The 22,363-nt window shown below is 63.6% G+C and carries 25 protein-coding genes; 9 read left to right on the forward strand and 16 right to left on the reverse strand.

Annotated features, from left to right (window positions below; genetic code table 11):
- Window positions 1–444 precede the first annotated feature (444 nt).
- The 4 genes from G3N99_RS07505 (at window position 445) to G3N99_RS07520 (ending at window position 4,255) form a co-directional block, all read left to right on the forward strand.
- The gene (locus tag G3N99_RS07505) at window positions 445–1,662 is read left to right on the forward strand and encodes a DUF2863 family protein (RefSeq protein ID WP_206122043.1); all 1,218 of its coding nucleotides are present in this window, start codon (window positions 445–447) and stop codon (window positions 1,660–1,662) included.
- 213 nt (window positions 1,663–1,875) lie between these two features.
- Entirely contained in the window at window positions 1,876–2,712 is an 837-nt protein-coding gene (locus G3N99_RS07510) for a response regulator transcription factor (RefSeq protein ID WP_174942558.1), read from the forward strand.
- 75 nt (window positions 2,713–2,787) lie between these two features.
- Window positions 2,788–3,462, forward strand: coding sequence for an energy-coupling factor ABC transporter permease (locus G3N99_RS07515; RefSeq protein ID WP_011352675.1), 675 nt, complete (start codon window positions 2,788–2,790; stop codon window positions 3,460–3,462).
- Window positions 3,463–3,601: 139 nt separating this feature from the next.
- A complete protein-coding gene (locus G3N99_RS07520) occupies window positions 3,602–4,255 on the forward strand; it encodes a hypothetical protein (protein WP_174942907.1) in 654 nt (217 codons plus the stop codon).
- An 82-nt stretch (window positions 4,256–4,337) separates the two neighbouring features.
- Here the strand turns inward: G3N99_RS07520 and G3N99_RS07525 are convergent, their stop codons facing one another.
- The gene (locus G3N99_RS07525) at window positions 4,338–5,492 is read right to left on the reverse strand and encodes a carboxypeptidase family protein (protein ID WP_174987864.1); all 1,155 of its coding nucleotides are present in this window, start codon (window positions 5,490–5,492) and stop codon (window positions 4,338–4,340) included.
- 88 nt (window positions 5,493–5,580) lie between these two features.
- Window positions 5,581–6,363, reverse strand: coding sequence for a peroxide stress protein YaaA (gene yaaA / locus G3N99_RS07530; protein ID WP_174942563.1), 783 nt, complete (start codon window positions 6,361–6,363; stop codon window positions 5,581–5,583).
- Window positions 6,364–6,420: 57 nt separating this feature from the next.
- Between yaaA and G3N99_RS07535 the strand changes: the two genes are divergently transcribed.
- Complete coding sequence (locus G3N99_RS07535) at window positions 6,421–6,900, forward strand: putative toxin-antitoxin system toxin component, PIN family (RefSeq protein ID WP_174942566.1); 480 nt, start codon at window positions 6,421–6,423, stop codon at window positions 6,898–6,900.
- Window positions 6,901–6,933: 33 nt separating this feature from the next.
- Window positions 6,934–8,106: a pyridoxal phosphate-dependent aminotransferase gene (locus G3N99_RS07540; RefSeq protein WP_206122044.1), complete on the forward strand. Its 1,173-nt coding sequence runs from the start codon at window positions 6,934–6,936 to the stop codon at window positions 8,104–8,106.
- Between the two features lie 42 nt (window positions 8,107–8,148).
- Here the strand turns inward: G3N99_RS07540 and G3N99_RS07545 are convergent, their stop codons facing one another.
- A complete protein-coding gene (locus G3N99_RS07545; protein WP_206122045.1) occupies window positions 8,149–8,805 on the reverse strand; it encodes a glutathione S-transferase in 657 nt (218 codons plus the stop codon).
- Window positions 8,806–8,819: 14 nt separating this feature from the next.
- Here G3N99_RS07545 and G3N99_RS07550 point away from each other — a divergent pair, with 14 nt between their 5' ends.
- The 3 genes from G3N99_RS07550 (at window position 8,820) to G3N99_RS07560 (ending at window position 10,749) form a co-directional block, all read left to right on the forward strand.
- Window positions 8,820–9,011: a hypothetical protein gene (locus G3N99_RS07550; protein WP_174942571.1), complete on the forward strand. Its 192-nt coding sequence runs from the start codon at window positions 8,820–8,822 to the stop codon at window positions 9,009–9,011.
- Entirely contained in the window at window positions 9,008–9,799 is a 792-nt protein-coding gene (locus G3N99_RS07555; protein ID WP_174987873.1) for an enoyl-CoA hydratase, read from the forward strand. The genes G3N99_RS07550 and G3N99_RS07555 overlap by 4 nt, the downstream gene beginning before the upstream one ends.
- Window positions 9,800–10,056: 257 nt before the next feature.
- On the forward strand, window positions 10,057–10,749 hold the full coding sequence (locus G3N99_RS07560) for a glutathione binding-like protein (protein ID WP_174942885.1): 693 nt from the start codon (window positions 10,057–10,059) through the stop codon (window positions 10,747–10,749).
- A gap of 47 nt (window positions 10,750–10,796) precedes the next feature.
- Here the strand turns inward: G3N99_RS07560 and G3N99_RS07565 are convergent, their stop codons facing one another.
- The 13 genes from G3N99_RS07565 to nuoI all read right to left on the reverse strand — a co-directional run bounded on the left by G3N99_RS07565 (window position 10,797) and on the right by nuoI (window position 22,352).
- Window positions 10,797–11,273, reverse strand: a complete 477-nt coding sequence (locus tag G3N99_RS07565; RefSeq protein WP_206122046.1) for a MaoC family dehydratase — start codon at window positions 11,271–11,273, stop codon at window positions 10,797–10,799.
- Window positions 11,270–11,731 carry a MaoC family dehydratase gene (locus tag G3N99_RS07570; protein WP_174942883.1) on the reverse strand — a complete coding sequence of 154 codons (462 nt, stop codon included), beginning with the start codon at window positions 11,729–11,731 and terminating at the stop codon, window positions 11,270–11,272. The genes G3N99_RS07565 and G3N99_RS07570 overlap by 4 nt, the downstream gene beginning before the upstream one ends.
- A 37-nt stretch (window positions 11,732–11,768) precedes the next feature.
- Window positions 11,769–12,902, reverse strand: coding sequence for an acyl-CoA dehydrogenase (locus tag G3N99_RS07575; RefSeq protein ID WP_206122047.1), 1,134 nt, complete (start codon window positions 12,900–12,902; stop codon window positions 11,769–11,771).
- A gap of 19 nt (window positions 12,903–12,921) precedes the next feature.
- Window positions 12,922–14,118: an acyl-CoA dehydrogenase family protein gene (locus tag G3N99_RS07580; protein WP_206122048.1), complete on the reverse strand. Its 1,197-nt coding sequence runs from the start codon at window positions 14,116–14,118 to the stop codon at window positions 12,922–12,924.
- Between the two features lie 103 nt (window positions 14,119–14,221).
- Window positions 14,222–14,644 carry a DUF1178 family protein gene (locus tag G3N99_RS07585; protein WP_174942588.1) on the reverse strand — a complete coding sequence of 141 codons (423 nt, stop codon included), beginning with the start codon at window positions 14,642–14,644 and terminating at the stop codon, window positions 14,222–14,224.
- Window positions 14,645–14,780: 136 nt separating this feature from the next.
- The gene (locus tag G3N99_RS07590) at window positions 14,781–15,371 is read right to left on the reverse strand and encodes an NUDIX hydrolase (RefSeq protein WP_174942591.1); all 591 of its coding nucleotides are present in this window, start codon (window positions 15,369–15,371) and stop codon (window positions 14,781–14,783) included.
- A gap of 36 nt (window positions 15,372–15,407) precedes the next feature.
- Window positions 15,408–15,704 (reverse strand): DUF2818 family protein, encoded by a 297-nt coding sequence (locus tag G3N99_RS07595; RefSeq protein ID WP_011352690.1) that lies wholly within the window; start codon window positions 15,702–15,704, stop codon window positions 15,408–15,410.
- Window positions 15,704–17,161: an NADH-quinone oxidoreductase subunit NuoN gene (gene nuoN / locus G3N99_RS07600; protein WP_174935312.1), complete on the reverse strand. Its 1,458-nt coding sequence runs from the start codon at window positions 17,159–17,161 to the stop codon at window positions 15,704–15,706. The genes G3N99_RS07595 and nuoN overlap by 1 nt, the downstream gene beginning before the upstream one ends.
- A 36-nt stretch (window positions 17,162–17,197) precedes the next feature.
- Complete coding sequence (locus G3N99_RS07605; RefSeq protein ID WP_011352692.1) at window positions 17,198–18,688, reverse strand: NADH-quinone oxidoreductase subunit M; 1,491 nt, start codon at window positions 18,686–18,688, stop codon at window positions 17,198–17,200.
- Window positions 18,689–18,704: 16 nt separating this feature from the next.
- The gene (gene nuoL / locus G3N99_RS07610; RefSeq protein ID WP_011352693.1) at window positions 18,705–20,759 is read right to left on the reverse strand and encodes an NADH-quinone oxidoreductase subunit L; all 2,055 of its coding nucleotides are present in this window, start codon (window positions 20,757–20,759) and stop codon (window positions 18,705–18,707) included.
- 17 nt (window positions 20,760–20,776) lie between these two features.
- On the reverse strand, window positions 20,777–21,082 hold the full coding sequence (gene nuoK, locus G3N99_RS07615; protein ID WP_006478272.1) for an NADH-quinone oxidoreductase subunit NuoK: 306 nt from the start codon (window positions 21,080–21,082) through the stop codon (window positions 20,777–20,779).
- A gap of 18 nt (window positions 21,083–21,100) precedes the next feature.
- Window positions 21,101–21,751, reverse strand: a complete 651-nt coding sequence (locus tag G3N99_RS07620) for an NADH-quinone oxidoreductase subunit J (RefSeq protein WP_011352694.1) — start codon at window positions 21,749–21,751, stop codon at window positions 21,101–21,103.
- Between the two features lie 112 nt (window positions 21,752–21,863).
- On the reverse strand, window positions 21,864–22,352 hold the full coding sequence (nuoI, locus tag G3N99_RS07625; protein ID WP_011352695.1) for an NADH-quinone oxidoreductase subunit NuoI: 489 nt from the start codon (window positions 22,350–22,352) through the stop codon (window positions 21,864–21,866).
- Between the last annotated feature and the right edge of the window lie 11 nt (window positions 22,353–22,363).

The following is a 22,363-nucleotide window of genomic DNA, read 5'->3' on the forward strand; positions in this document are numbered from 1 at the left end:
TCCGAGGATCAGCTCGCTTCCATCAAGCGCCCACACTTATCGGCTGTTAATTTTTAAAGAGCATTCTGCGAGGAACTTCGTGTTTCTCAGCAGCGCTGCGTTTTCAGCAGCAGAGAAGCGAGATTATGAACCGTGTTTCGCATTTCGTCAACAACTTTTTTCACTACATCGTTGCGACTGCGGGGCTCAACTTCCAGGCCGGTTGCGCGCTTCAGACTGCAGCACACCGCCAACCCTGCTTCCCTCTCCCGCACCGTGTTTCCGTTAGCGCGAAAGAGGCGTGATTGTAGGTAGCTCGCGGCATTCGCGCAAGGGGTTTGAAGCAACTTTTTTACAAAAGCCGCAATTCGGCCGGCCGGCCATGCCTCGGCACGAGACCGCTTATGGTGCAAAGAACGGACTAGAATGTGAGGTTCTTCGCCTCTTTCTATATACGTCTTTAATATGCGCCAGCGAATCGCCAAACGCCTCCCCCCCGATGCCGACAAACTGGTCGGTCTGTCGCTTGCGCTCTTCGCGTCGGGCAGCCGCATCGAGGATCGCTTCTGGGAAGCGAAGCTCGACGCGCTGCTCGCCAAGATTGTCCGCAACGGCAACCAGACCACGCTCGACGCAGCGCTCGACCATCTTCAGCAGAATCACCCCGACGCCTATGGCGCGCTCGCCGACATGGCCGAGACGCACAGCGAGTCGATGGTGATCGAGCACGAAGGCCAACCGTTCGATGCGCTGCTGGTCGCCGTCCCGGTTCTCGCATGGACGCGCTACATGATTCCGTCGGGCCCGCTCAAGGGCGAAGTTGCCGACGCGCTGCGAACGCACCTGCAGGCGCACGTCCTGGCGAACGGCACCCTCGTCGGGCTTGCCCCGTTCCTCTATAGCATCGACCAGTTGCCGCGCCACCACGTCGAGACCTACCGGCTCGCCCAGCAGCTCGCGCATGCGGCGATCAGCCAGCACACGCCCAAGCTCAGCTTCGGCGACCTGCCCGAAACCTCGCCGATCCTGGCCGACCCGCGCTTCCTGCTCGCCGTCGTCGCGGCTCCCGCTGGCGCGCCACTGTTCCGCTGGCAGGAAGAAGAAGGCGGCAGCCGGATCGAACGTGGCCAGTGCCTCGAGCAATGGACGGGCCAGGGCGGCCCGAACCTGTCGATCGCCCTGCCCGGCTGCGAATTCGAATGCCTGCTTCCGGACGCGTACTATTCCGCCTGCCGCGATGCGGACGAACGCGTGCGTCCGCACACGGTGAGAACGGCCATTCGTTATCTTTTCGACACACTTGGTGCGGCACCGCAAGAGCTGCGCGCGGTGGTCGCCGGCTTCGGCGAACGCCGTATCGACGAGTACCGTGTCGGCTTCACGCGGCGTGCCAGCAACGACGTAATCTACGGCGTCGTATGGCCGCTCTACGGCCGTGAAAACGGCGACGTGTCGATCGACAGCGCAACGCTCGAAGGCGAAGCACCGATCGAAGGGCCGGTCGAGGAAATCGTGAGCCTGCTGAAGGAATGCGGCGTAACCGACGTCCGGCGGCACGCGGGCCGCTTCGAACCCGAATACTGCGATGACTGCGGCGTGCCGCTCTACGCAGATCCGCTCGGCGAAATCGTCCACGCGGAAATGCCGGAAGACGCGTCACCCGCCCAGCCGCACTTCCACTGACCCGCAGCACAGCAGGCCCTGACGGCCTGCCCACCTGAAGCCGCTCACGGTTCCCGCCGGAGCGGCTTTTTACTTGTCCGCCTTCCCGCCGCCCGAAATTTCATACTTTTCCTAAGCCTTTCAGCCAAGCAGACATCGTGTAAGGTCTTTGTCATCATCAGACCCAAGGCATGCCAGACGGCAGATCAATGGCTCACATTACGGAGGTTGAATATGCGGTTCCTGATGCTCAATTCAGACGCCGAGCGGCGTGACGGACTGAAGGCCCTGTTGCGACAGATCGACCGTCACGCCGGCATCAACGATGCGCCCGACAGTTTCCAGGCGCGCAGGCTGCTGCGTAACCAGCGTTTCGACCTCGTCGCGATCGACTGGCTCGACGTCGGCCGGCTCAGCGAGCTTCAGGCGCTCTGCAACGCTTGCTCGCCGACACCCGTCGCCGTCCTGGTCGACGAAACATCGCCCGAAGCCATCCAGCGCTTCTTCAACTACGGTGTCGCCGGCGTGATCCCGCATTCCACGCGGCCGCACCTGATCGTGCGTGCGCTCGAGATCGTACTGCTGGGCGGGCACTACATTCCGCCGATCGCGCTCCGCCTGCTGCCCTCTACTGCTGCGGCGCGTTACGACGCCCATTTCCAGACGCTCGCCGGGTCACTTCCCCGCCGGCCGCCGAGCGGCCTCTTGTCGCCGCGGCAAGCGCAGATCATGCGCTTCGTCCACATGGGCAGCACCAACAAGATGATCGCCCGCACACTCGGCATCAGCGAAGGCACCGTCAAGATCCACCTCGCCAGCATCTTCCAGCAGCTTGGTGCCGCCAACCGCGCCGCCGCGGTCGCGATCTACAACGGCTGGCTGTCGCCCCACCTCGAGGTGCTGCTGGCGAACCGCAATCGCGCGCGTAAGCCGCCCATCGGCGAACACGGCCCGGTTCCGCTGCGTACGCAACGGAATGACCGCCCGTATCCGTTGCCGGCCTCGATCGACAGCGCGCAGGACCTGCCGATCGCCGCCGAGCCGCCGGCGCGGTTCCGGCGAGAACGCTAGGCAAACAGTCTCGATATTGCGACGGTCGGCGTGTGCGGATTCCCACCTTTGATGCTCAACGAGTAATATGAACGCATGGGTTTTCTTTTCACACCGCTTCCGCTCTGGGTTGGCATCGGTGGCTGGATCGCCGCCGTGGCCCTGCTCGCGCTCGCGATCTGGAATCGTCCATTCGTCCGCCTGCAGGACGCCACGCTCCAGCACGTGTGGCTCGCGCTCGTCACTGCCATTGCGGTCCTCTGGGCCTCGAATGCGTGGCTCGAAGATGGCATCGTCATGCATCTGCTCGGCGCGACGCTGCTCGTCACCTTGTTCGACTGGACACTCGCACTGATCGCGATGGGCGCCGTCACGGCGGTCGCCGCGATCATCTTCGACGCGCCCTGGCAGGGTATTGGCCTGACCTATCTGATTTACGGCGCGCTGCCGGTCGCCGTGTCGGCATTGCTGCAGCGCGCCGCACTCGCATGGTTGCCTCACAATCTCGCGTCGTTCATTACCGGCCAGGGATTCCTGTCGCCGGCCATCGCGATCATCGCGGTTGCCGCTGCTGCGGCCGGGGTCCAGCTCGCGCTCGCGGATGGCGTGCCCGTCGTGATTCCCGCCGGCTATCTGCTGAACACCGCGCTGCTTGCACTCGGCGAAGCGTGGTTCACCGGCATGGCGACGGCACTCATCGCCGTCTATCGCCCCGCCTGGGTCACGACCTTCGACGTCCGGCGCTATCGCCTTGGCGGCCCGCGCGCCTGAATTGCCCTCTGGCGGCAGCACCGTCATCCCGTGCCGGCAGCCCCTCACGCAGTGCGGCAGAATGCGACATCTACTGCCGCACAACTTTTTTACGCTAAGATTGAACTCCGGTTCTTCATCGGGCATCTATACGTGCCCGATGTCTCATTCGCTCCTCACCAATAACCAGATGGACAGCTCTCCTGCGTCGCTCCGGATTTTCCGGGCGCTCGGCAAGCTGGCAGCCTGTATTGCGGGCCTGTCGCTTGCGCTTCCGACACCGGCATTCGCCGATCTGCTCGACCAGCGCTCCGAACTGATCAACAAATTCGTCAACGAAATGCATGCCGATCCGCTCGCCGCCGATTGTGCAGCGCACGGCAGCTTCATCGCCAGCACGTCGTCGGCCTTCGACCGCGTCGACTTCGCGCCGAACACATTCGACAGCGGCAACGCGACGACCACGCCATGGAACGACTCGTTCGACCAGGGCAAGCAGCGCGTGAAGGTCGACAATATCGTCACGGTCGACGGCCTCGGCATCCACAGCGACGGCAGCGACCCGACGCCGCTGAAATTCCGATGCGGCTATGTCGGTCAGCAAATGCTCGCGTTCAGCTGGAACGATCCGGTTCCGCCGCTGAAGCCGCGCGTCGAGCGCTCCTCGTCCTCCACGAAGAAATTCAAGGGCAAGTCGCACCGAGGCAAGGGCAAGGCAAAGGCATCGGGCCGTACCGGCAGCAAGAAGGCCGTCGCAACGAAAAAGTCGAGCGGCCAGAAGAAGGTCGTGAAGAAGACTGCGAAGAAGTCCTGATACGACGAAGCGATGTCGACAGGAGCAAAAAAGCCGGGGCATCCTGAGATGCCCCGGCTTTTTTCATACGGCGACGCTACGCTTACGCGAACGTGTCGACGTGCACCAGGATCGCCGCCAGCATCGCCGCGCCAAGCGCCGCGCTGCGCTCGCCGTTCCAGCCGACTCGTTCGTCGGGCAGGTTCGCGTTGTCCTTGAACGGCATCTCGAGCGTCAGCGACAGACAGCCGAACTGGTGGCCGATGTACTTCGACGCGAGCTTGAGCGCATCCTCCTTGTACTTGCTCGCGGCATAGCCGTGCTCAGTCTGGAAGTCGGGGCTCGCGACCTTGAACGCTTCGATGAATGCGGTCTGCTCCTTGCCCTGCTGCTCGGTAAAGCTCGGCAGCATCTCGGACCCGGCAACGAACACGTACGGCAGATCCTCGTCGCCGTGAATGTCGAAGAACATGTCGCAGCCGATCGCATGGATTGCATCGCGCACGGCCAGCACCTCGGGGCTGCGCTCGGCATCGGGTGCCATCCACTCGCGGTTCAGGTTCGCGCCTGCCGCATTGGTGCGCAGGTTGCCGTGCACGCTGCCGTCCGGGTTCATGTTCGGGACGATATGGAACGTCGCGCGATCGTACAGCTTGCGCGCGACCGGATCGCCGGCCCAGTCGCCCCATCCGGCCAGCCGCTTGACGAGGCCTTCGACGAACCATTCGGCCATCGACTCGCCAGGGTGCTGGCGCGCGATGATCCACACCTTCTTCTTCGGCGTGCCGTCGGTTTCCGGCGTACCGAGCGTCAGCAGCGACATCGGGCGACCTTCGACCGTGCGACCGAGTTCGACGACGCTCGCCTGCGGCAACTGCTGGACCGCGCCGAGAAACGCCGCGTGACGCTCTTCCGAGTACGGTTCGAAATACGCGTAATAGATGCTGTCGAATTCCGGCGTATGGTCGATGGTCATCGTCTTGCCGTCGAACGTCGTCGGCACGCGGAACCAGTCGACCCGGTCATAGCTCGCCACCGCGCTGTAGTTGCGCCAGCCCGACGGATACGCACATTCGGCAGCATTCTCGAACGTCATCACGCAGCGCTCGCCGCGCGCGCCCGTCAAGCGGTAGTAAAACCATTGCGCAAATTCCGAGCGGGTGTCGCCGCGCACGCGCAGTCGAATCGCATCGGGACTGTCACACGATACGACGTCGATTGCGCCTGCGTCGAAATTGCTGGTGATCGAAAGGGCCATCTGTCTCTCCTTGGACGACCGGAACAGGCGGTGTAGCGCTTGCCCGGCCTCATGCATGCGCCGGCCGTCTCGTGAACGGCCGGCAAGGTCACTCGCCGACTCGCCGGCGATATACGTAAGTCGAATCGTTCGACGCGGCCGCATCGAACGCATAGCCTTCCGTCGCGAAATCCTTCAGCGCCTTCGGGTCGGTAATACGGTTCTCGACGATAAAGCGCGCCATCAGGCCGCGCGCACGCTTCGCATGGAAGCTGATGATCTTGTAGCGGCCGCCCTTCCAGTCCTCGAATACCGGCGTAATGACGGGTGCGGCCAGCAGTTTCGGCTTGACCGACTTGAAGTATTCGGTCGACGCGCAGTTGACCAGCACGCGCGCCGCGCCGCTGCGCGTTTCGAGCTGCTCGTTCAGCGCCCGCGTGATGCGGTCGCCCCAGAACGCGTACAGATCCTTGCCGCGCGCATTCGCGAAGCGCGTACCCATCTCGAGCCGGTACGGCTGCAACAGGTCGAGCGGACGCAACAGCCCGTACAGGCCCGACAGCACGCGCACGTGCTGCTGCGCATAGTCGAGATCGGCGGACGACAGCGATTTGGCGTCGAATCCTTCATATACGTCGCCATTGAACGCGAGCACGGCCTGCTTCGCGTTGGCCGGCGTGAAGGTCGACGACCAGTCCGCGTAGCGCTGGAAATTCAGGCGCGCGAGCGGATCGGAGATATCCATCAGCGTCGCGATGTCCTGCGGCGAAAGCTTGCGCAGGCCGTCGATCAGTTCAGACGCGTCGTCGACGAATGCAGGCTTCGTGTAAGACTGGACGTGCGCGGGCGTATCGTAGTCGAGGGATTTGGCTGGAGAGAGAACGATTATCATAGAGGCTCGCTGGCACGCCGTGCCTTGCGGTCAGACGAAAACCACCGATTGTAACGAATGACCCGCTCTCTCGCCCCGCATGCCGCGCATCGCGTCGTGCTCGACTCGAACGTCTGGATCGACATCCTCGTATTCGACGACCCCGCTACGCGCCCGATCCGGGCCGCGCTCGAACGCGGCACGCTTGCCGCCGTGATCGACGGCCGCTGCCTGACCGAACTCGAGTATGTGCTCGATTATCCACAGTTCCAGGCGCGCGCTGTCGACAAGGCGGCTGCGCTCGCGACCGTCGCTCGCCTCGCGAGCCTCGTCGAGCCGCCGGCCGTCGACGCCGACGCGCCGCCCCTGCCGAAGTGCAAGGACCGCGACGACCAGAAATTTCTGGAACTCGCCCGCGCCGCCCAGGTTGAGTGGCTCGTGTCGAAAGACCGCGCGCTGCTGAAGCTCGCGAAGCGCACCGCACGCGACTTCGGCTTCCGGATCGCGCAACCCGCACCCTTTGCCGAGGCCTGCGCGCTCGACACCACGCCGGCCTGACGCCCGCACCACCACCCGACCTCGACCGTATCGATGAACGCTCCTTCAGACATGCCAACGACTCCCGTTTTCCCCTCGCGCCTGCCGAACGTCGGCACGACGATCTTCACGGTCATGAGCGCGCTTGCCGCAGAAAAAGGCGCGGTGAACCTCGGCCAGGGCTTTCCGGATTTCGACTGCGATCCACGCATCGTCGATGCGGTTGCCACGGCAATGCGCAACGGGCACAACCAGTATCCGCCGATGGCCGGCGTCGCGCCGCTGCGCGACGCGATCGCAGACAAGATCGCGCAGGTCTACGGCCGGCGTTACGATCCGGCGACCGAAATCACCGTCACGGCCGGCGCGACGCAGGCGTTGCTGACCGCGATCATGTGCACGGTGCATCCGGGTGATGAAGTGATCGTCGTCGAACCGACCTACGACAGCTACCTGCCGTCGATCGAACTCGCGGGCGGCAAGCCCGTGTTCGTCACGCTGGAAGCGCCCGACTACGCGATCCCGTTCGATCGTCTGGCAGCCGCAATCACGCCGAAAACCCGCATGATCCTGATCAACACGCCACATAACCCGACGGGTACCGTGTGGCGCGAGACGGACATGCGCAAACTCCAGGAGATCGTGCGCGGCACCAACGTGCTGATCCTGTCCGACGAAGTCTACGAGCACATGGTCTACGACGGCGCGCGCCACGAGAGCGTCGCGCGCTATCCGGAACTCGCCGCGCGCAGCTTCATCGTGTCGAGCTTCGGCAAGACCTATCACGTGACGGGCTGGAAGGTCGGCTATGTCGCGGCGCCTGCCGCGCTGACCGCGGAATTCCGCAAGGTCCACCAGTTCAACGTGTTCACGGTGAACACGCCGATGCAGATCGGGCTCGCCGACTACCTGCGCGACCCGGCGCCGTACCTGACGCTTGCCGACTTCTACCAGAAGAAGCGCGACTTCTTCCGGGCCGGCCTCGAGCGCACGCGCTTCAAGTTGCTGCCCTGCACGGGCACGTACTTCCAGTGCGTCGACTATTCGGCGATCAGCGACCTGCCGGAAGCGGAATTCTCGAAGTGGCTCACGTCGGAGATCGGCGTGGCCGCCATTCCGGTGTCGGCGTTCTATCACGAGTCACACGAATCGGGCGTCGTCCGATTCTGCTTCGCGAAACAGGAAAGCACGCTCGCATCCGCGCTCGAGCGACTCGCCCGCCTGTAAGACCCGCACGGGCGGCCGCACGCCGCCCTGCGGGAATCGCGCTTACGAGCGCGCGACGCTCGTCGCTTCGATATACGCCTTGCGCTCGGCCGCCACGCGCTGCGCGGCAGGGCGCTCGCCTACCTTCTTCGCATGCGCCTTCCAGTCGATACCCGCATCGAGCAGGAAATCGCGTCCGTATATGGCCTTCGTCGCCATGCCGATGACCGGCAGATGGACCCAGGCGGCGATGTCCACGAGGCCGAACGACTCGCCGAGCACATACGGTGAAAACTGCGCCATCTGCTTGAACGCATCGATCGCGCGCGGCAGGCGCTTCTCGACGTGCGCCTTCATCCCGTCGCTGACCTTGCCGCCAAAAAACGCTTCGGTGTAGACCTCACGCGCCATCCATTCGAGATACAGCTCGAGCGTCTCGATCAGTTCGCGCACCTTCGCGCCGGCAAACGGGCTTGCCGGAAAGATGCCTTTCTCGGGATAGCGCGCGGCCAGGTACTCGATGATCACCTGCGACTCGAACAGCGCGCCTTCTTCGGTCTTCAGAAACGGAATCTTGCCGAGCGGCGAATCGACGAGCTGCGCCGGATCGCTGATCGGCAAACCGCATACCGACTCCTCGAACGGAATGTCGTGCTCGAGCAGGACGAACTTCACCTTGTTGTAGTAGTTGGACAACGGAATACCGCACAGCTGTAGCATCGGAGTCTCCTTCCTTGCTGAAGCGCGGCCGCATCGATGCGGGCCGCATCGGGATTCATCGCGCTGAAAAGCACGTTCGTGCTAGTCTAAAGCAAGTTTTGCGTTCGTCACGACAACAATACATCTGCTACGGCATCGGCCGCATCAGCACGCGCGATGCGCCCGCCGCCGCAGCCCCGCCATCCGATGGAGACACGCTCGCATGAGTGCTGAACTGCTGGCCTCGCGTCCGGCCGAGAGCGAATCGACGCTCGTCCTCACGCTATCCAATCCCGGCGCACGCAATGCGCTGCATCCCGACATGTACGCGGCCGGCATCGAAGCGCTCGCCACCGCCGAACGCGATCCCGGGATCCGCGCGGTCGTGCTCACCGGCGCCGATCGCTTCTTCTGCGCGGGCGGCAACCTGAACCGGCTGCTCGACAACCGCTCGAAGGATCCGTCCTACCAGGCCGACAGCATCGATCAGCTCGCCGCATGGGTAGCGGCGATCCACGCTTCGACGAAGCCGGTGATCGCAGCGGTCGAAGGTGCCGCGGCCGGCGCGGGCTTCTCGCTCGCGCTCGCGTGCGACCTGATCGTCGCCGCACACGATGCAAAATTCGTGATGTCGTACGCGCGGGTCGGTCTGACGCCCGATGGAGGCGGTTCGTGGTTCATCGCCCGCGCGCTGCCGCGTGCGCTCGCGGCCGAGATCCTGTTCGAAGGCAAGCCTGTTGCAGCCGAACGTCTGCACACGCTCGGCGTCGTCAACCGGCTCGCCGTGCCCGGCGCGGCACTGACCGACGCGCTGGCATGGGCCGATGCGCTCGCCGGCATCTCGCCGAACGCACTCACGCGCATCAAGTCGCTGCTCGACGACGCGACGATGCAACCGCTCGACGCGCATCTCGTCACGGAGCGCGATCATTTCGTCGCATCGCTGCATCATGCGGACGGGCTCGAAGGCATCACCGCATTTCTCGAGAAACGCCCGCCCCGCTACAAGCGCTGAGCCGTCGCGCCTGCTGTCGAATTGACGCGTCGCCACCGCATCGCCCCGATGCGGCACGGCGACGCCCCATCTCGACGACTCGGGGCGACACGTGATTGCCCCCGGCGCCAAGTAGCGCAACACGCACGCACACATCTGCGCACACGCATCGGCACGCACATTTCCGTCGCCAGCAGCCCATATCGATCCATGCTCTAATGACCGCCTGTCACGGCGCTGCCGGCGCCGCTTTCGCGCATGCAACAAAGGAGTTCACGATGATCGACGTCTATAGCTGGGCGACCCCGAACGGCCACAAGGTGCACATCATGCTCGAGGAAACGGGCCTCGCTTATCGTGTCCATCCGGTCGATATCGGCGCGGGCGACCAGTTCAAGCCGGAATTCCTGACGATCAGCCCGAACAACAAGATCCCCGCGATCGTCGATCCGGACGGCCCCGGCGGCAAGCCGATCTCGCTGTTCGAATCGGGCGCGATCCTGATCTACCTTGCGGAGAAGACCGGCAAGTTCCTGCCGACCGATCCGGCCGCACGCTACGCGACGCTCGAATGGCTGATGTTCCAGATGGGCGGTGTCGGCCCGATGCTCGGGCAGGCACACCACTTCCGCCTGTATGCGCCGGAGAAGATCGAATATGCGGTCAACCGCTACACGAACGAAGCGAAGCGCCTGTACAACGTGATGGACAAACGTCTCGGCGAATCCGAGTATCTCGCGGGCGACACGTACACGATCGCGGACATTGCGACGTTCCCGTGGACGCGCTCGTGGCAGAACCAGGGCATCGTGCTCGACGAATTGCCGAACGTGAAGCGCTGGTACGACGCGATCGCCGCACGACCGGCCGTCCAGCGTGGTGTCGAAGTGCTCGCTTCGGCGCGCAAGGCGCTGCAGGACGACAAGGCGCGTGAGGTGCTGTTCGGCGCGACGCAATACGCGAAGCACTGACGCGCATGTGAAAAGCGGAGCGGCATTCGTGCATGCCGCCCCGCGCTTCAGAAGTAATGCAGCGTGATGAACTCCGCCGCACAAACGGGCAGCGGCGCGTCGGGAAGCTCGACCTGCATCGTCACCGACCACGTCACCTGCACACCGTCCCGCGCGGCCTCGGCGGTTTCCTTTACCGCAAACAGCGCACGCACGCGCGCACCGACTGGCACCGGCTTCAGGAACCGCACACGGTTCAGTACGTAGTTCACGCCCATCTTCTGCTCGAAACGCATCGCGTCGGCCATCAACGCCGGAATCAGCGATAGCGTCAGGAACCCGTGCGCGATCGGGCCGCCGAATGGCGACTCGCGCCGCGCACGTTCGGGATCGACGTGAATCCATTGATGATCGCCGGTCGCATCGGCAAAGCCATCGACACGACGCTGGTCGATCGAGAGCCAGCCGCTCGCGAGCGGCTCTGCGCCGACACGCGCCTGCAGCGCTTGTGCCGATGCGATCAGCGGCAAGGTCACATCGGTCATGCCGGCTCGCCTCCCGGATGGCGCAGCCCGAAGATCACCTTGGTATGCACGGTGATCACCGTCTCGCCGGCGCCGTTCACGCCGACCCACTCCGTCGACACGATGCCGCGGTCGGGCTTGCTCTCCGACACGCGCTTGTCGTGGACCTTCTGATACATCGTGATCGTGTCGCCGGCGCGCACCGGTTTGAGCCAGCGAATCGAATCGATGCCGGGCGAGCCCATGCTCGTCGAGTCCGACCCGAGCTTCTTGATGAGCAGGCTCATGAACACCGAACACGTATGCCAGCCGCTCGCGACGAGCCCGCCGAAATGCGAGGCTTTCCCCGCCTCTTCGTCGAGATGGAACGGCTGTGGATCATAGCGTTGCGCGAACGCCTTGATGTCGTCGGGTTCGAACGTGTAACGGCCCACTTCGGTGGTGCTGCCGACCACCAGGTCTTCGTAACTGATGCCCACTAGGTGTCTCCTTGTCTGGCGCGCTCGCGCGTCGCCGTCATGCCGCGTCGGTCTGTGCGAAATCGGGCAGCGCCGCGATGCGGGCAAGATGATGATCGGTGTCGCCGAGCGTCGTCTCGATGATCGTCAGCCGCTTGAACAGGTGCGCGGCGGCGACCTCGTTGGTCACGCCCATGCCGCCGTGCAGCTGAACGGCCTGCTGGCCGACGAAGCGAGCGGCGGCGCCGACACGTGCTTTCGCGGCCGACACGGCCTTGCGCCGCGCATCGGCATCGCCGCTCGCGTAGCGTACGGCAGCCAGGTAAGTCAGCGAACGCGCCTGCTCGGCGTGGATCAGCATGTCGACCATCCGGTGCTGCAGCGCCTGGAAACGTGCGATCGGCACGCCGAACTGCTCGCGCGTCTTCGTGTATTCGACCGTGGCGCGGTTCAGTTCGTCGAGCACGCCGACCGCTTCCGCGCACAGCAGGAACGTCGCGTAATCGGCAACCTGTTCGAGGGCTGCCGCGTCGCGCGCACCGCCCGTCAGCAGTCGCGCCGGCGTTTCGTCGAACCCGATCGTCGCGGCGCGCTGGCCGTCGATCGTCCGGTAGTCGGCCACCTTCGCGTTCGCGGCATTCCGTTCGACGACGAAGAGGCCGATGCCACCGCCGTCGACGCGTGCGGGCACGATCCACACATCCGCCTGTGCGCCATGCTGAACGACCGACTTCGTGCCGGTCAGCCGGTACGCGCCGCCCTGCTCGCGCGCATGCGTGTCGAGTTCGAACAGGTCGTAGCGCGCATGCGGTTCGTGGAACGCAACCGCCACGCGCTTCTGCCCCTGCGCGATCGCCTCCAGCAGCGCCGCATCCTCACCGGCGCCCGAGCCGGCGATACGCAAGGCTTCGACGCCCACCACCGTTGCCCAGTACGGCTCGATCACGAGCGCACGGCCGAGTTCCTGCATCACGACCAGCATGTCGACCGGGCCGCCGCCGAAGCCACCCTGCGCGTCCGGCACGGGCAGCGCGGTCAGCCCCAACTCGGCAAACGCGCTCCATTGCGTGTCCGACACGCCCGCGTCGCTGCGCACGATTGCCTGGCGCGCTTCGAAGCCGTATTGCTCGCCGAGATAACGGCGCAGCGCGTCGGCGAACTGCTGCTGCTCATCGGTAAAGCTGAAATCCATGGTTGTCTCCGTTCCCTGATCACAGCCCCAGAATCATCTGCGCGATGATGTTCTTCTGGATCTCGTTCGAACCGCCGTAGATCGACGTCTTCCGGTAATTGAAGTAGTACGCGGCAAGCGGCGCCGCATCGTCGTCGCCCGCGATGCTGTGCTCGCGCTGCCCGTCGAGGAACGGTACGTCGAACGGTGCGGCAAGCGGGCCGATCGCGTCGACCATCAGTTCGGTGAGCGCCTGCTGCACTTCCGTGCCCTTGATCTTCAGCATCGACGCCTCGGGGCCCGGCCCCTTGCCGCTCGTCTCGCGGCTGACGACGCGCAGCACCGTCACCTCGAGCGCCATCAGCTCGACCTCGAGCGCCGCGACCTTCGCGGCAAACACGGGATCCGCGAGCAACGGCTTGCCGTTCTTGCGCTGGTTCGACGCGACGCGCTTCAGGAACGCGAGTTCGCGCTTCGACGCACCGATACGCGCGATACCGGTGCGCTCGTGACCGAGCAGGTATTTCGCGTAGGTCCAGCCGCGGTTCTCGTCGCCGACGAGATTCTCGACCGGCACCTTCACGTCCTCGAGGAACACCTCGTTGACCTCGTGGTCCTCGTCGAGCATGACGATCGGGCGCACCGTGATGCCGGGCGTCTTCATGTCGATCAGCAGGAACGAGATGCCTTCCTGTTTCTTCGCGGCCGGATCGGTGCGTACCAGGCAGAACATCATGTCGGCGTACTGGCCGAGCGTCGTCCAGGTCTTCTGGCCATTGACGACATAGTGATCGCCCTGACGCTCGGCGCGCGTGCGCAACGAGGCGAGGTCGGATCCCGAACCCGGCTCCGAGTAACCCTGGCACCACCAGTCGGTGCCATCGAGAATACGCGGCAGATAGTGACGTTTCTGCGCTTCGCTGCCGTATTTCATCAACACGGGCGCGACCATCGATACGCCGAACGGCAGCACGGTCGGCGCGCCGATCCGCGCGCACTCCTCGTCCCAGATGTGCCGTTGGGTCGCGTTCCAGCCCGGGCCGCCGTATTCAACCGGCCATGCGGGCGCAGACCAGCCCCGCTGGCCGAGAATCCGGTGCCAGCTCGCGAAATCCTCGCGGTCGAGTCGTTTGTGATCGAGTACTTTGGCGCGCAGTGCGTGAGGCAGGTTGGCCTCGAGCCAGGCGCGGACGTCGACGCGGAACGCGTCGTCCGAGGGGGAATAATCCAGATCCATGCGCAGTGTCTCCTGTCGACCGGAGTTAGCGCTTCAGCGGTTGCTCCGGTCCCATGCAAGGCTGTCCGCAACCGTCCGGCCTGGCAAGGACTCACTGCATACGTTATTGCAGCGGTTCTTTCAGCATGGCAGGAATCGGCAGCGGCATCACGTCGATGCCTTCTTCGGCCAAGGACTGCGCATCTTCGGCGGTCGTAACGCCACGAATGCTGCGTGCCGGCGCCTCGTTGTAATGGATGCGCCGCGCTTCCTCGGCGAAGCGCTCGCCCACGTTCTCGGTTTTCTCCAGCACCTCGCGCAGTGCACGCATCACCTGCACCTGCAGCGCACGCGGATCGGCCGGCTGTGCCTGCGTCGCGCCCGACAAGTTCAGGCGCGGCGCCGACGGCAGACGGTTGACCTCGGTTGTTCCACACACTGGACATTCGACCAGCTTGCGGGACAACTGCGCTTCGAATTCATCGGCGGAAGCGAACCAGCCTTCGAACCGATGACCGTGCGGGCACTGTAAATCGAGGACCTTCATGCTGAATCAGGGCGTGTGAGGAGTGTAGCGCAAAAAGCGGTTTTGTGAACGATCGTGCTAAATTTCGATGACGCGATGCGAAGGCACCGCGTCACCGGATTGTAACGCGGCGCCCCACCCGTCGCTGACGCCGCGCTCAGGGCGTCAGGACGGGCCCGAGCGGCCACGTGCCGGACAGCACCTTGTCGAGCCACATCGTGCCGATGATCGTCTTCACATCGGAGATCTGGCCCGTGCGCACCCATTCCTGCAGATCGGCCTGCGTCGCGGTGAAGGTCTCGAGGAATTCGCCTTCGTCGAGCTTGCGCTCGCCGGCCGTCAGCCCGCGCGCCAGGTACAGGTCGATGAATTCGGTCGAATAGGAAATGATCGGGTGAATCCGGGCGAGAAACACGTATTCGCGTGCCGTGTAGCCGGTTTCTTCGCGCAGTTCGCGCACCGCGCATGCGAGCGCGCCTTCGTTCGGATCGAGCTTGCCGGCCGGGAATTCGGCCATCACCTTGCCGATCGGGTAGCGATACTGGCTTTCCATCAGCACGCGGCCGTCGTCGAACAGCGGGATCACCATCACCGCGCCCGGATGCTGGACGTATTCGCGCATGGCTTTCTTGCCGTCCGGCAGACGGACGGTATCGCGCTTGAGCTTGAGGAACGAGCCTTCGAAGATCGCCTCGCTTTCGAGGCAGGTTTCGGTCAGTGCGGCGTCGTGATTGGGTAGTTCGGCCATCGGCGGCTCCGGGAATGAGCGCGACGGCCGAAGCCGTCAGCGTCGTTTGACGAGATACTGGAACGTGAAGCCGGGAAACGCGAACACGATGAAAAGACTGAACGTGATCGCGTAGAACTGCCAGCCTTGTTCGAAGCGGTTGCCGGCGCGCGACTCGAGCCAGAAGCCGAGCGCGCCAACGATGAAATACAGCACGATCAGCTCGCCGATCCGCACCCACCCGCTCTTCTTCGCCGTGCCGAACGGCACGACGGCGAAGAGGCGTTGGTTCAGGAACGGCAGGTTGGCGCAGACGAGCGCCAACAGCACGATAAACCAGCCGGCTGCCGACATTACAGCGGCGGCAGCGTGTGACGAATTGCCTGCAGGCAGGCCGTCAGCAGCGGGCTCGGGATCAGGCCGAGCACCACGACCGCCAGGCCGTTCAGCACGAGGATCGTGCGCTTGCAGAAATCGCCCGAGATCGGGGTCGTATCCTGCGGTGCATCGAAGTACATCAGCTTCACGATGCGCAGGTAGTAGAACGCGCCGAACAGCGACGTGATCACGGCCAGCACGGCCAGCCACGTGAGGCCCGCGTTGACGGTCGCCTCGAGCACGGCGAGCTTCGCGTAGAAGCCGACGGTCGGCGGAATACCTGCCAGCGAGAACATCATGACCATCATCACGAACGCGAACACCGGGCTGCGCTTGTTGAGGCCCTTGAAGTCGTCGATCGTTTCGGCTTCGAAATCGCGGCGTGCGAGCAGCATCACCACGCCGAACGAGCCGAGCGTCGTGATCAGGTAGACGATCGCGTAGAACATCGCCGAGCTGTATGCGTTCGCCGGTGCCGTTGCGTCGCCCTTCACGATGCCTGCGAGCAGGCCGAGCAGCACGAAGCCCATGTTCGAGATCGCCGAGTACGCCAGCATCCGCTTGATGTTGCGCTGGACGATACCCGTGATGTTGCCGACGATCAGCGACAGTGCGGCCAGGATCACGAGCGCGGTCTGCCAGTTCTGTGCGAGCGGCAGCAGGCCCATCACCAGGAAGCGCAGGCCCCACGCGAACGCGGCAACCTTCGGACCGCCGCCGACGAACAGCGTCATCGCGGTCGGTGCGCCCTGGTAGACGTCCGGCACCCACATGTGGAACGGCACGGCGCCGAGCTTGAATGCAATACCGGCGACGATGAAGACCACGCCGAACATCAGCACGGCTGCGTCGGTGTTGCCGCTAACCGCCTTGTACACCTCGCCCAGCTCGAGCGAGCCGGTCGCGCCGTAGAGCATCGAGATGCCGTACAGCACGAAGCCCGATGCGAGCGCGCCCAGCACGTAGTACTTCATCGCTGCTTCGCTCGACTGTGCGGCGTCGCGACGCAGCGCGATGACGGCGTACAGCGACAGCGACATCAGTTCGAGACCGAGGTACAGCGTCAGGAAGTTGTTGCCCGACACCATGACCAGCTGACCGAGCAGCGAGAACATGCCGAGCAGGAACACGTCGCCGCGGAACATGTCGCGATCTTCGAGGTACTTGCGCGAATAGACGAGCGAGACCGCGAAACCGAACGACACGACAGCCTTCATCGTGCTCGCGAACGAGTCGACGACGACCATCTTCGAGAAGAAGTAGTACTGCTGCGGGTCGAGTGCCTGCACCGCGAACCACACGCCGGCGACGACCGACGATACGACCGCGATCAGATAAGTCAGGCGGCGGCCGGAAGCACCGGTAAAGGTGTCGTTCAGCCATGCGACGACGATGGCGGCCATCACCAGCGCGTCAGGCAACAGGACATTCATAGGAGCGTTCATGATCTTGAGTTCCTCCGCTCGCGATTACTGGGCCAGCGGCAGCTTCGACTGCGCGACATGGGAGAGGAGGTTTTCCACGGAAACGTGCATCACGTCGGTGAAGGGCTTCGGATACAGGCCCATCAGCATCGTGAACGCGGCGAGCACGGCCAGCATCAGGAATTCGCGACGGCCGATGTCCTTCAGCTTGGCAACGTGATCGTTCGCAACTGCGCCGAAGTACACGCGCTTGTACATCCACAGCGTGTAGGCAGCGCCGAGGATCAGCGTGAATGCCGCGCCGAAAGCGATCCAGAAGTTGTACTGGACGGCAGCGAGAATCACCATGAACTCGCCGACGAAACCCGACGTACCCGGCAGGCCGCAGTTGGCCATCGAGAACAGCATCGCGAAGGCTGCGAACTTCGGCATCACGTTGACGACGCCGCCGTAATCGGCGATCTGGCGCGAGTGCACGCGGTCGTACAGCACGCCGATGCAGAGGAACATCGCGCCCGACACGAAGCCGTGCGAGATCATCTGGATGATCGCGCCTTCGACGCCGAGCTGGTTGAAGATGAAGAAGCCGAGCGTGACGAAGCCCATGTGCGCGATCGACGAATACGCGACCAGCTTCTTCATGTCGGACTGCACCATCGCGACGAGGCCGATGTAGATCACCGCGATCAGCGACAGCGTGATCACGACGGGAGCCAGGAAGTGGCTCGCGTCAGGCGTGATCGGCAACGAGAAGCGCAGGAAACCGTATGCGCCGAGCTTCAGCATGATCGCAGCCAGCACGACCGAGCCGCCCGTCGGCGCTTCCACGTGCGCATCCGGCAGCCACGTGTGGACCGGCCACATCGGCACCTTCACCGCGAACGCGAGGAAGAAAGCAATGAACAGCAGTATCTGCGGTGTCATCGCGATCTTGGCGTTCTGCCACGTCGCGAGGTCGAACGAATGCGTTTCCGTGTACAGGTAGATCAGCGCGACCAGCATCAGCAGCGAGCCGGCCAGCGTGTACAGGAAGAACTTGAATGCCGCATACACGCGGTTCGGGCCACCCCACACGCCGATGATGATGTACATCGGGATCAGGGTCGCTTCGAAGAACACGTAGAACAGCAGGCCGTCGGCCGCCGAGAATACGCCGATCATGATCCCGGACAGGATCAGGAACGCCGCGAGGTACTGCGCGACGTTCTCGGTGATCACTTCCCATGCGGCGATCACGACGATCACCGTGATCAGCGCGGTCAGCACGACGAACCACATCGAGATGCCGTCGACGCCAAGGTGATACGCGATGTCGAAGCGTTCGATCCAGGTCGACTTCTCGACGAACTGCAGCGCAGCCGTGCTCGAGTCGAAGCCCGTGATCAGCGGGATCGTGACCGCCAGGCCGAGCAGCGAACCGATCAGCGCGATCCAGCGGGCCGTCCCCGGATTTTTGTCGTTACCCACCGCAAGCACGAGGAGGCCGAAAACGATCGGCAACCAGATCGCGGTACTGAGAATCGGAAAAGCGTGCATTAAGTTGTCCCCCGCCTTATTTGCCGCCGAGCGTTACAAACAGGGTCAGGAGCCCCAGCATGCCGATGATCATGGCGAACGCGTAGTGATAGATGTAACCGGATTGGAGGAAGCGGATCACGCCGGCGAACCAGCCGATGAACCGGGCGCTGCCGTTGACGAGGCCGTCGATCACCACGACGTCACCTTCCTTCCACAGGCCGCGGCCGATCGCCACCGAACCACGGGCGAACACCACTTCGTTGATCTTGTCCATGTAGTACTTGTTGTCCAGCAGCGTGTAGATCGGGCCGAACGCGCGGCGGATCGACGCCGGCAGTTCCGGACGCTTCAGGTACAGGAACCACGCGACAACGACACCGGCGAGCGCGAGCCAGACCGGCAGGCCGGACACCGAGTGCAGGCCCATGCCCACCCAGCCGTGGAACTCTTCGGCCATCTCGGCCAGGGCCGGATGGTTTTCGCCGATGAAGATCACCTTGTCGAATGCAACGCCGTGCTGGAAGAAGTCGCCGAACAGCATCGGGCTGATCGCGAACGCGCCGATGATGACCGACGGGATCGCCAGCAGGACCAGCGGCACCCACACGACCCACGGGGTCTCGTGCGGCTCGTGCGCGTGATCGTCATGACCGTGGCCATGGCCGTGGTCGTCGTGGCCATGCGCAGCCGCCATGCCCATCGGCGATTCCGGATGCTTCGGCTTGCGGAAGCGCTCTTCGCCGTGGAACACCAGGAAGTACATGCGGAACGAGTACAGCGCCGTAACGAACACGCTCGCGACGACCGCGAAGTACGCGAAGCCCGAACCCGGCAGGTGCGACAGCTTCACCGCGTCGATGATCGAGTCCTTCGAGTAGAAGCCCGAGAAGAACGGCGTGCCGATCAGCGCCAGCGAACCGACGAGCGACGTGATCCACGTGATCGGCATGTACTTGCGCAGACCACCCATGTTGCGCATGTCCTGGTCGTGGTGCATGCCCATGATGACCGAGCCTGCGCCAAGGAACAGCAGCGCCTTGAAGAACGCGTGCGTCATCAGGTGGAACACGGCGACCGGGTACGCGGACACGCCGAGCGCGACGGTCATGTAGCCGAGCTGCGACAGCGTCGAGTACGCGACCACGCGCTTGATGTCGTTCTGGACGATACCGAGGAAGCCCATGAAGAGCGCCGTGATCGCGCCGATCACCGTGATGAACGACAGCGCGGTATCCGACAGCTCGAACAGCGGCGACATGCGCGACACCATGAAGATGCCGGCGGTCACCATCGTCGCCGCGTGAATCAGCGCGGAGATCGGGGTCGGGCCTTCCATCGAGTCGGGCAGCCACACGTGCAGCGGGAACTGTGCCGACTTACCCATCGCGCCGATGAACAGGCAGATACAGGCGACGGTCAGCAGGCCCCAGTCGGTGCCCGGGAAGTGCAGGCTCGCGAGTTCCGCGCGCTTTGCGAACACTTCGCCGTAGTTCATCGAGCCGGCGAACGCGAGCAGCAGGCCGATGCCGAGCAGGAAGCCGAAGTCGCCCACTCGGTTCACGAGGAACGCCTTCATGTTCGCGTAGATCGCGCTCTCACGCGTGAAGTAGAAGCCGATCAGCAGGTACGACACCAGACCCACCGCTTCCCAGCCGAAGAACAGCTGCAGGAAGTTGTTGCTCATCACGAGCATCAGCATCGAGAACGTGAACAGCGAGATGTACGAGAAGAAGCGCTGGTAGCCGTCTTCTTCCGCCATGTAGCCGATCGTGTACACGTGCACCATCAGCGAGACGAAGGTCACGACGACCATCATCATCGCGGTCAGCGAATCGACGAGGAAGCCGACTTCGAGCTTCAGCGAGCCGACGTTCATCCATTCGTAGACGGTCGCGTTGAAGCTTGCGCCGCCCATCACGTCGAAGAAGACTTTCGCCGACAGGAGGAACGCGATCATTACGCCGAGGATCGTGATCCGGTGTGCGCCCTTGCGCCCGACTGCGTTCCCGAACAGCCCCGCAATCAGCGAGCCGGCCAGCGGAGCGAGCGGAATCGCCAGCAGCAGGTTTTCATTGAGTGTCGTTGACATAACAGCGTTGCCTGAAATTAACCTTTGAGCTGATCGAGATCCTCGACATTGATCGTGTCGAGCTTACGGAACAGGGTCACCAGAATCGCGAGGCCGATCGCGGCTTCCGCTGCGGCGACGGTCAGCACGAAGAACACGAAGATCTGGCCGTGCACATCGCCGAGGTAGTGCGAAAACGCGACGAAGTTGGTATTCACCGCCAGCAGCATCAATTCGATCGACATCAGGATGATGATGACGTTGCGGCGGTTCAGAAAGATCCCGACGATCGCGATCGCAAAGAGGATCGCGCCGAGCACGAGGTAGTGAGCAAGAGTCAGCATGGTTTTCTTTTCCTCCGCTTAGCCGTTGGTGCCCGAACCGGCTTCGCTCTGCGCCGCTTCCGGCTGCGGCTTTTCCGCTTCCATCTTCACGAGGCGCACGCGATCGTTGCGGCGCACCTTGACCTGATCCGACACGCGCTGGCGCTTGCTGTCCTTGCCCTTGCGCTCGGTCAGCCCGATCGCGGCAATGATCGCGACCAGCAGCACGAGGCCGGCAATTTCAAACGCGAAGATGTAGTCGGTGTAGATCACCTTGCCGATCAGGCGCGTGTTCGACCAGTTGGCCATCTCGCCCGTCGCCATCGCGTGCACGGTCTGCGTGTCGCCGTAGCCGCGCCACAGGATCAGCGCGGTTTCGATCACGATGATCGCGCCGACCACGGTCGCCATCGGGACGAAGCGCTTGAAGTCGCGGCGCAGGTAGTCGATGTTGATGTCCAGCATCATCACGACGAACAGGAACAGCACCATCACGGCGCCCACGTAGACCAGCACCAGCAGGATCGCGAGGAACTCCGCTTCCAGCAGCATCCAGATCGCGGCGGCGTTGAAGAACGCCAGCACAAGGAAAAGCGCAGACGCCACCGGGTTGCGCGAAGTGATCACCTTCAGCCCTGATACCACCAGGAGCAGCGCGAAGATGTAGAACAGTACGGTCGTGAATTCCATGATTACCGGTTCATCGTTAGGCCATAGTCAGGCGCGGCTTGCGGGACGCTCTCGCGTGCCGCACCCGTCGCGGCGGCTCGGCCCTGGCTTCGGGCCGGCACTGCAAACACAATCAACGATACGGCGCGTCGGCAGCCTTCGCCGCTGCGATGTCCTTCTCGTAGCGATCGCCCACCGCGAGCAGCATTTCCTTCGTGAAATACAGGTCGCCGCGCTTTTCGCCGTGGTACTCGAGAATCTGCGTCTCGACGATCGAATCGACCGGGCAGCTCTCTTCGCAGAAACCGCAGAAGATGCACTTCGTCAGGTCGATGTCGTAGCGCGTCGTGCGGCGCGTGTTGTCCGCGCGCGTTTCCGATTCGATCGTGATCGCCATCGCGGGGCACACGGCCTCGCACAGCTTGCACGCGATGCAGCGCTCTTCGCCGTTTTCGTAGCGGCGCAGCGCATGCAGCCCGCGGAAACGCGGCGAAATCGGCGTCTTTTCTTCCGGGAACTGCACGGTGACCTTGCGCTTGAACGTGTAACGGCCGGTCAGCGCGAGCCCCTGCAGGAGCTCGGTCAGGAAGAAGGTCTTAAAGAAGTGTTGGATTGCGCTCATGATTTCGTCCG

The organism is Burkholderia sp. Ac-20392 (assembly GCF_017104585.1).
GTDB lineage: Bacteria > Pseudomonadota > Gammaproteobacteria > Burkholderiales > Burkholderiaceae > Burkholderia > Burkholderia lata.

Bases quoted from the DNA above. Each gene is read 5' to 3' on its own strand.
- G3N99_RS07545 (WP_206122045.1), bottom strand. From the start codon at position 8,805: ATGCTACAGCTGTGCGGTATTCCGTTGTCCAACTACTACAACAAGGTG.
- G3N99_RS07505 (WP_206122043.1), top strand. From the start codon at position 445: ATGCGCCAGCGAATCGCCAAACGCCTCCCCCCCGATGCCGACAAACTG.
- G3N99_RS07590 (WP_174942591.1), bottom strand. From the start codon at position 15,371: ATGGCCGAACTACCCAATCACGACGCCGCACTGACCGAAACCTGCCTC.
- nuoK (WP_006478272.1), bottom strand. From the start codon at position 21,082: ATGCTGACTCTTGCTCACTACCTCGTGCTCGGCGCGATCCTCTTTGCG.
- G3N99_RS07605 (WP_011352692.1), bottom strand. From the start codon at position 18,688: ATGCACGCTTTTCCGATTCTCAGTACCGCGATCTGGTTGCCGATCGTT.
- G3N99_RS07520 (WP_174942907.1), top strand. From the start codon at position 3,602: ATGTCTCATTCGCTCCTCACCAATAACCAGATGGACAGCTCTCCTGCG.
- G3N99_RS07560 (WP_174942885.1), top strand. From the start codon at position 10,057: ATGATCGACGTCTATAGCTGGGCGACCCCGAACGGCCACAAGGTGCAC.
- yaaA (WP_174942563.1), bottom strand. From the start codon at position 6,363: ATGATAATCGTTCTCTCTCCAGCCAAATCCCTCGACTACGATACGCCC.
- G3N99_RS07575 (WP_206122047.1), bottom strand. From the start codon at position 12,902: ATGGATTTCAGCTTTACCGATGAGCAGCAGCAGTTCGCCGACGCGCTG.
- nuoN (WP_174935312.1), bottom strand. From the start codon at position 17,161: ATGAATGTCCTGTTGCCTGACGCGCTGGTGATGGCCGCCATCGTCGTC.
- G3N99_RS07620 (WP_011352694.1), bottom strand. From the start codon at position 21,751: ATGGAATTCACGACCGTACTGTTCTACATCTTCGCGCTGCTCCTGGTG.
- nuoI (WP_011352695.1), bottom strand. From the start codon at position 22,352: ATGAGCGCAATCCAACACTTCTTTAAGACCTTCTTCCTGACCGAGCTC.
- G3N99_RS07580 (WP_206122048.1), bottom strand. From the start codon at position 14,118: ATGGATCTGGATTATTCCCCCTCGGACGACGCGTTCCGCGTCGACGTC.
- G3N99_RS07585 (WP_174942588.1), bottom strand. From the start codon at position 14,644: ATGAAGGTCCTCGATTTACAGTGCCCGCACGGTCATCGGTTCGAAGGC.
- G3N99_RS07565 (WP_206122046.1), bottom strand. From the start codon at position 11,273: ATGACCGATGTGACCTTGCCGCTGATCGCATCGGCACAAGCGCTGCAG.
- nuoL (WP_011352693.1), bottom strand. From the start codon at position 20,759: ATGTCAACGACACTCAATGAAAACCTGCTGCTGGCGATTCCGCTCGCT.
- G3N99_RS07540 (WP_206122044.1), top strand. From the start codon at position 6,934: ATGAACGCTCCTTCAGACATGCCAACGACTCCCGTTTTCCCCTCGCGC.
- G3N99_RS07510 (WP_174942558.1), top strand. From the start codon at position 1,876: ATGCGGTTCCTGATGCTCAATTCAGACGCCGAGCGGCGTGACGGACTG.
- G3N99_RS07525 (WP_174987864.1), bottom strand. From the start codon at position 5,492: ATGGCCCTTTCGATCACCAGCAATTTCGACGCAGGCGCAATCGACGTC.
- G3N99_RS07535 (WP_174942566.1), top strand. From the start codon at position 6,421: ATGACCCGCTCTCTCGCCCCGCATGCCGCGCATCGCGTCGTGCTCGAC.
- G3N99_RS07595 (WP_011352690.1), bottom strand. From the start codon at position 15,704: ATGTCGGCAGCCGGCTGGTTTATCGTGCTGTTGGCGCTCGTCTGCGCC.
- G3N99_RS07555 (WP_174987873.1), top strand. From the start codon at position 9,008: ATGAGTGCTGAACTGCTGGCCTCGCGTCCGGCCGAGAGCGAATCGACG.
- G3N99_RS07515 (WP_011352675.1), top strand. From the start codon at position 2,788: ATGGGTTTTCTTTTCACACCGCTTCCGCTCTGGGTTGGCATCGGTGGC.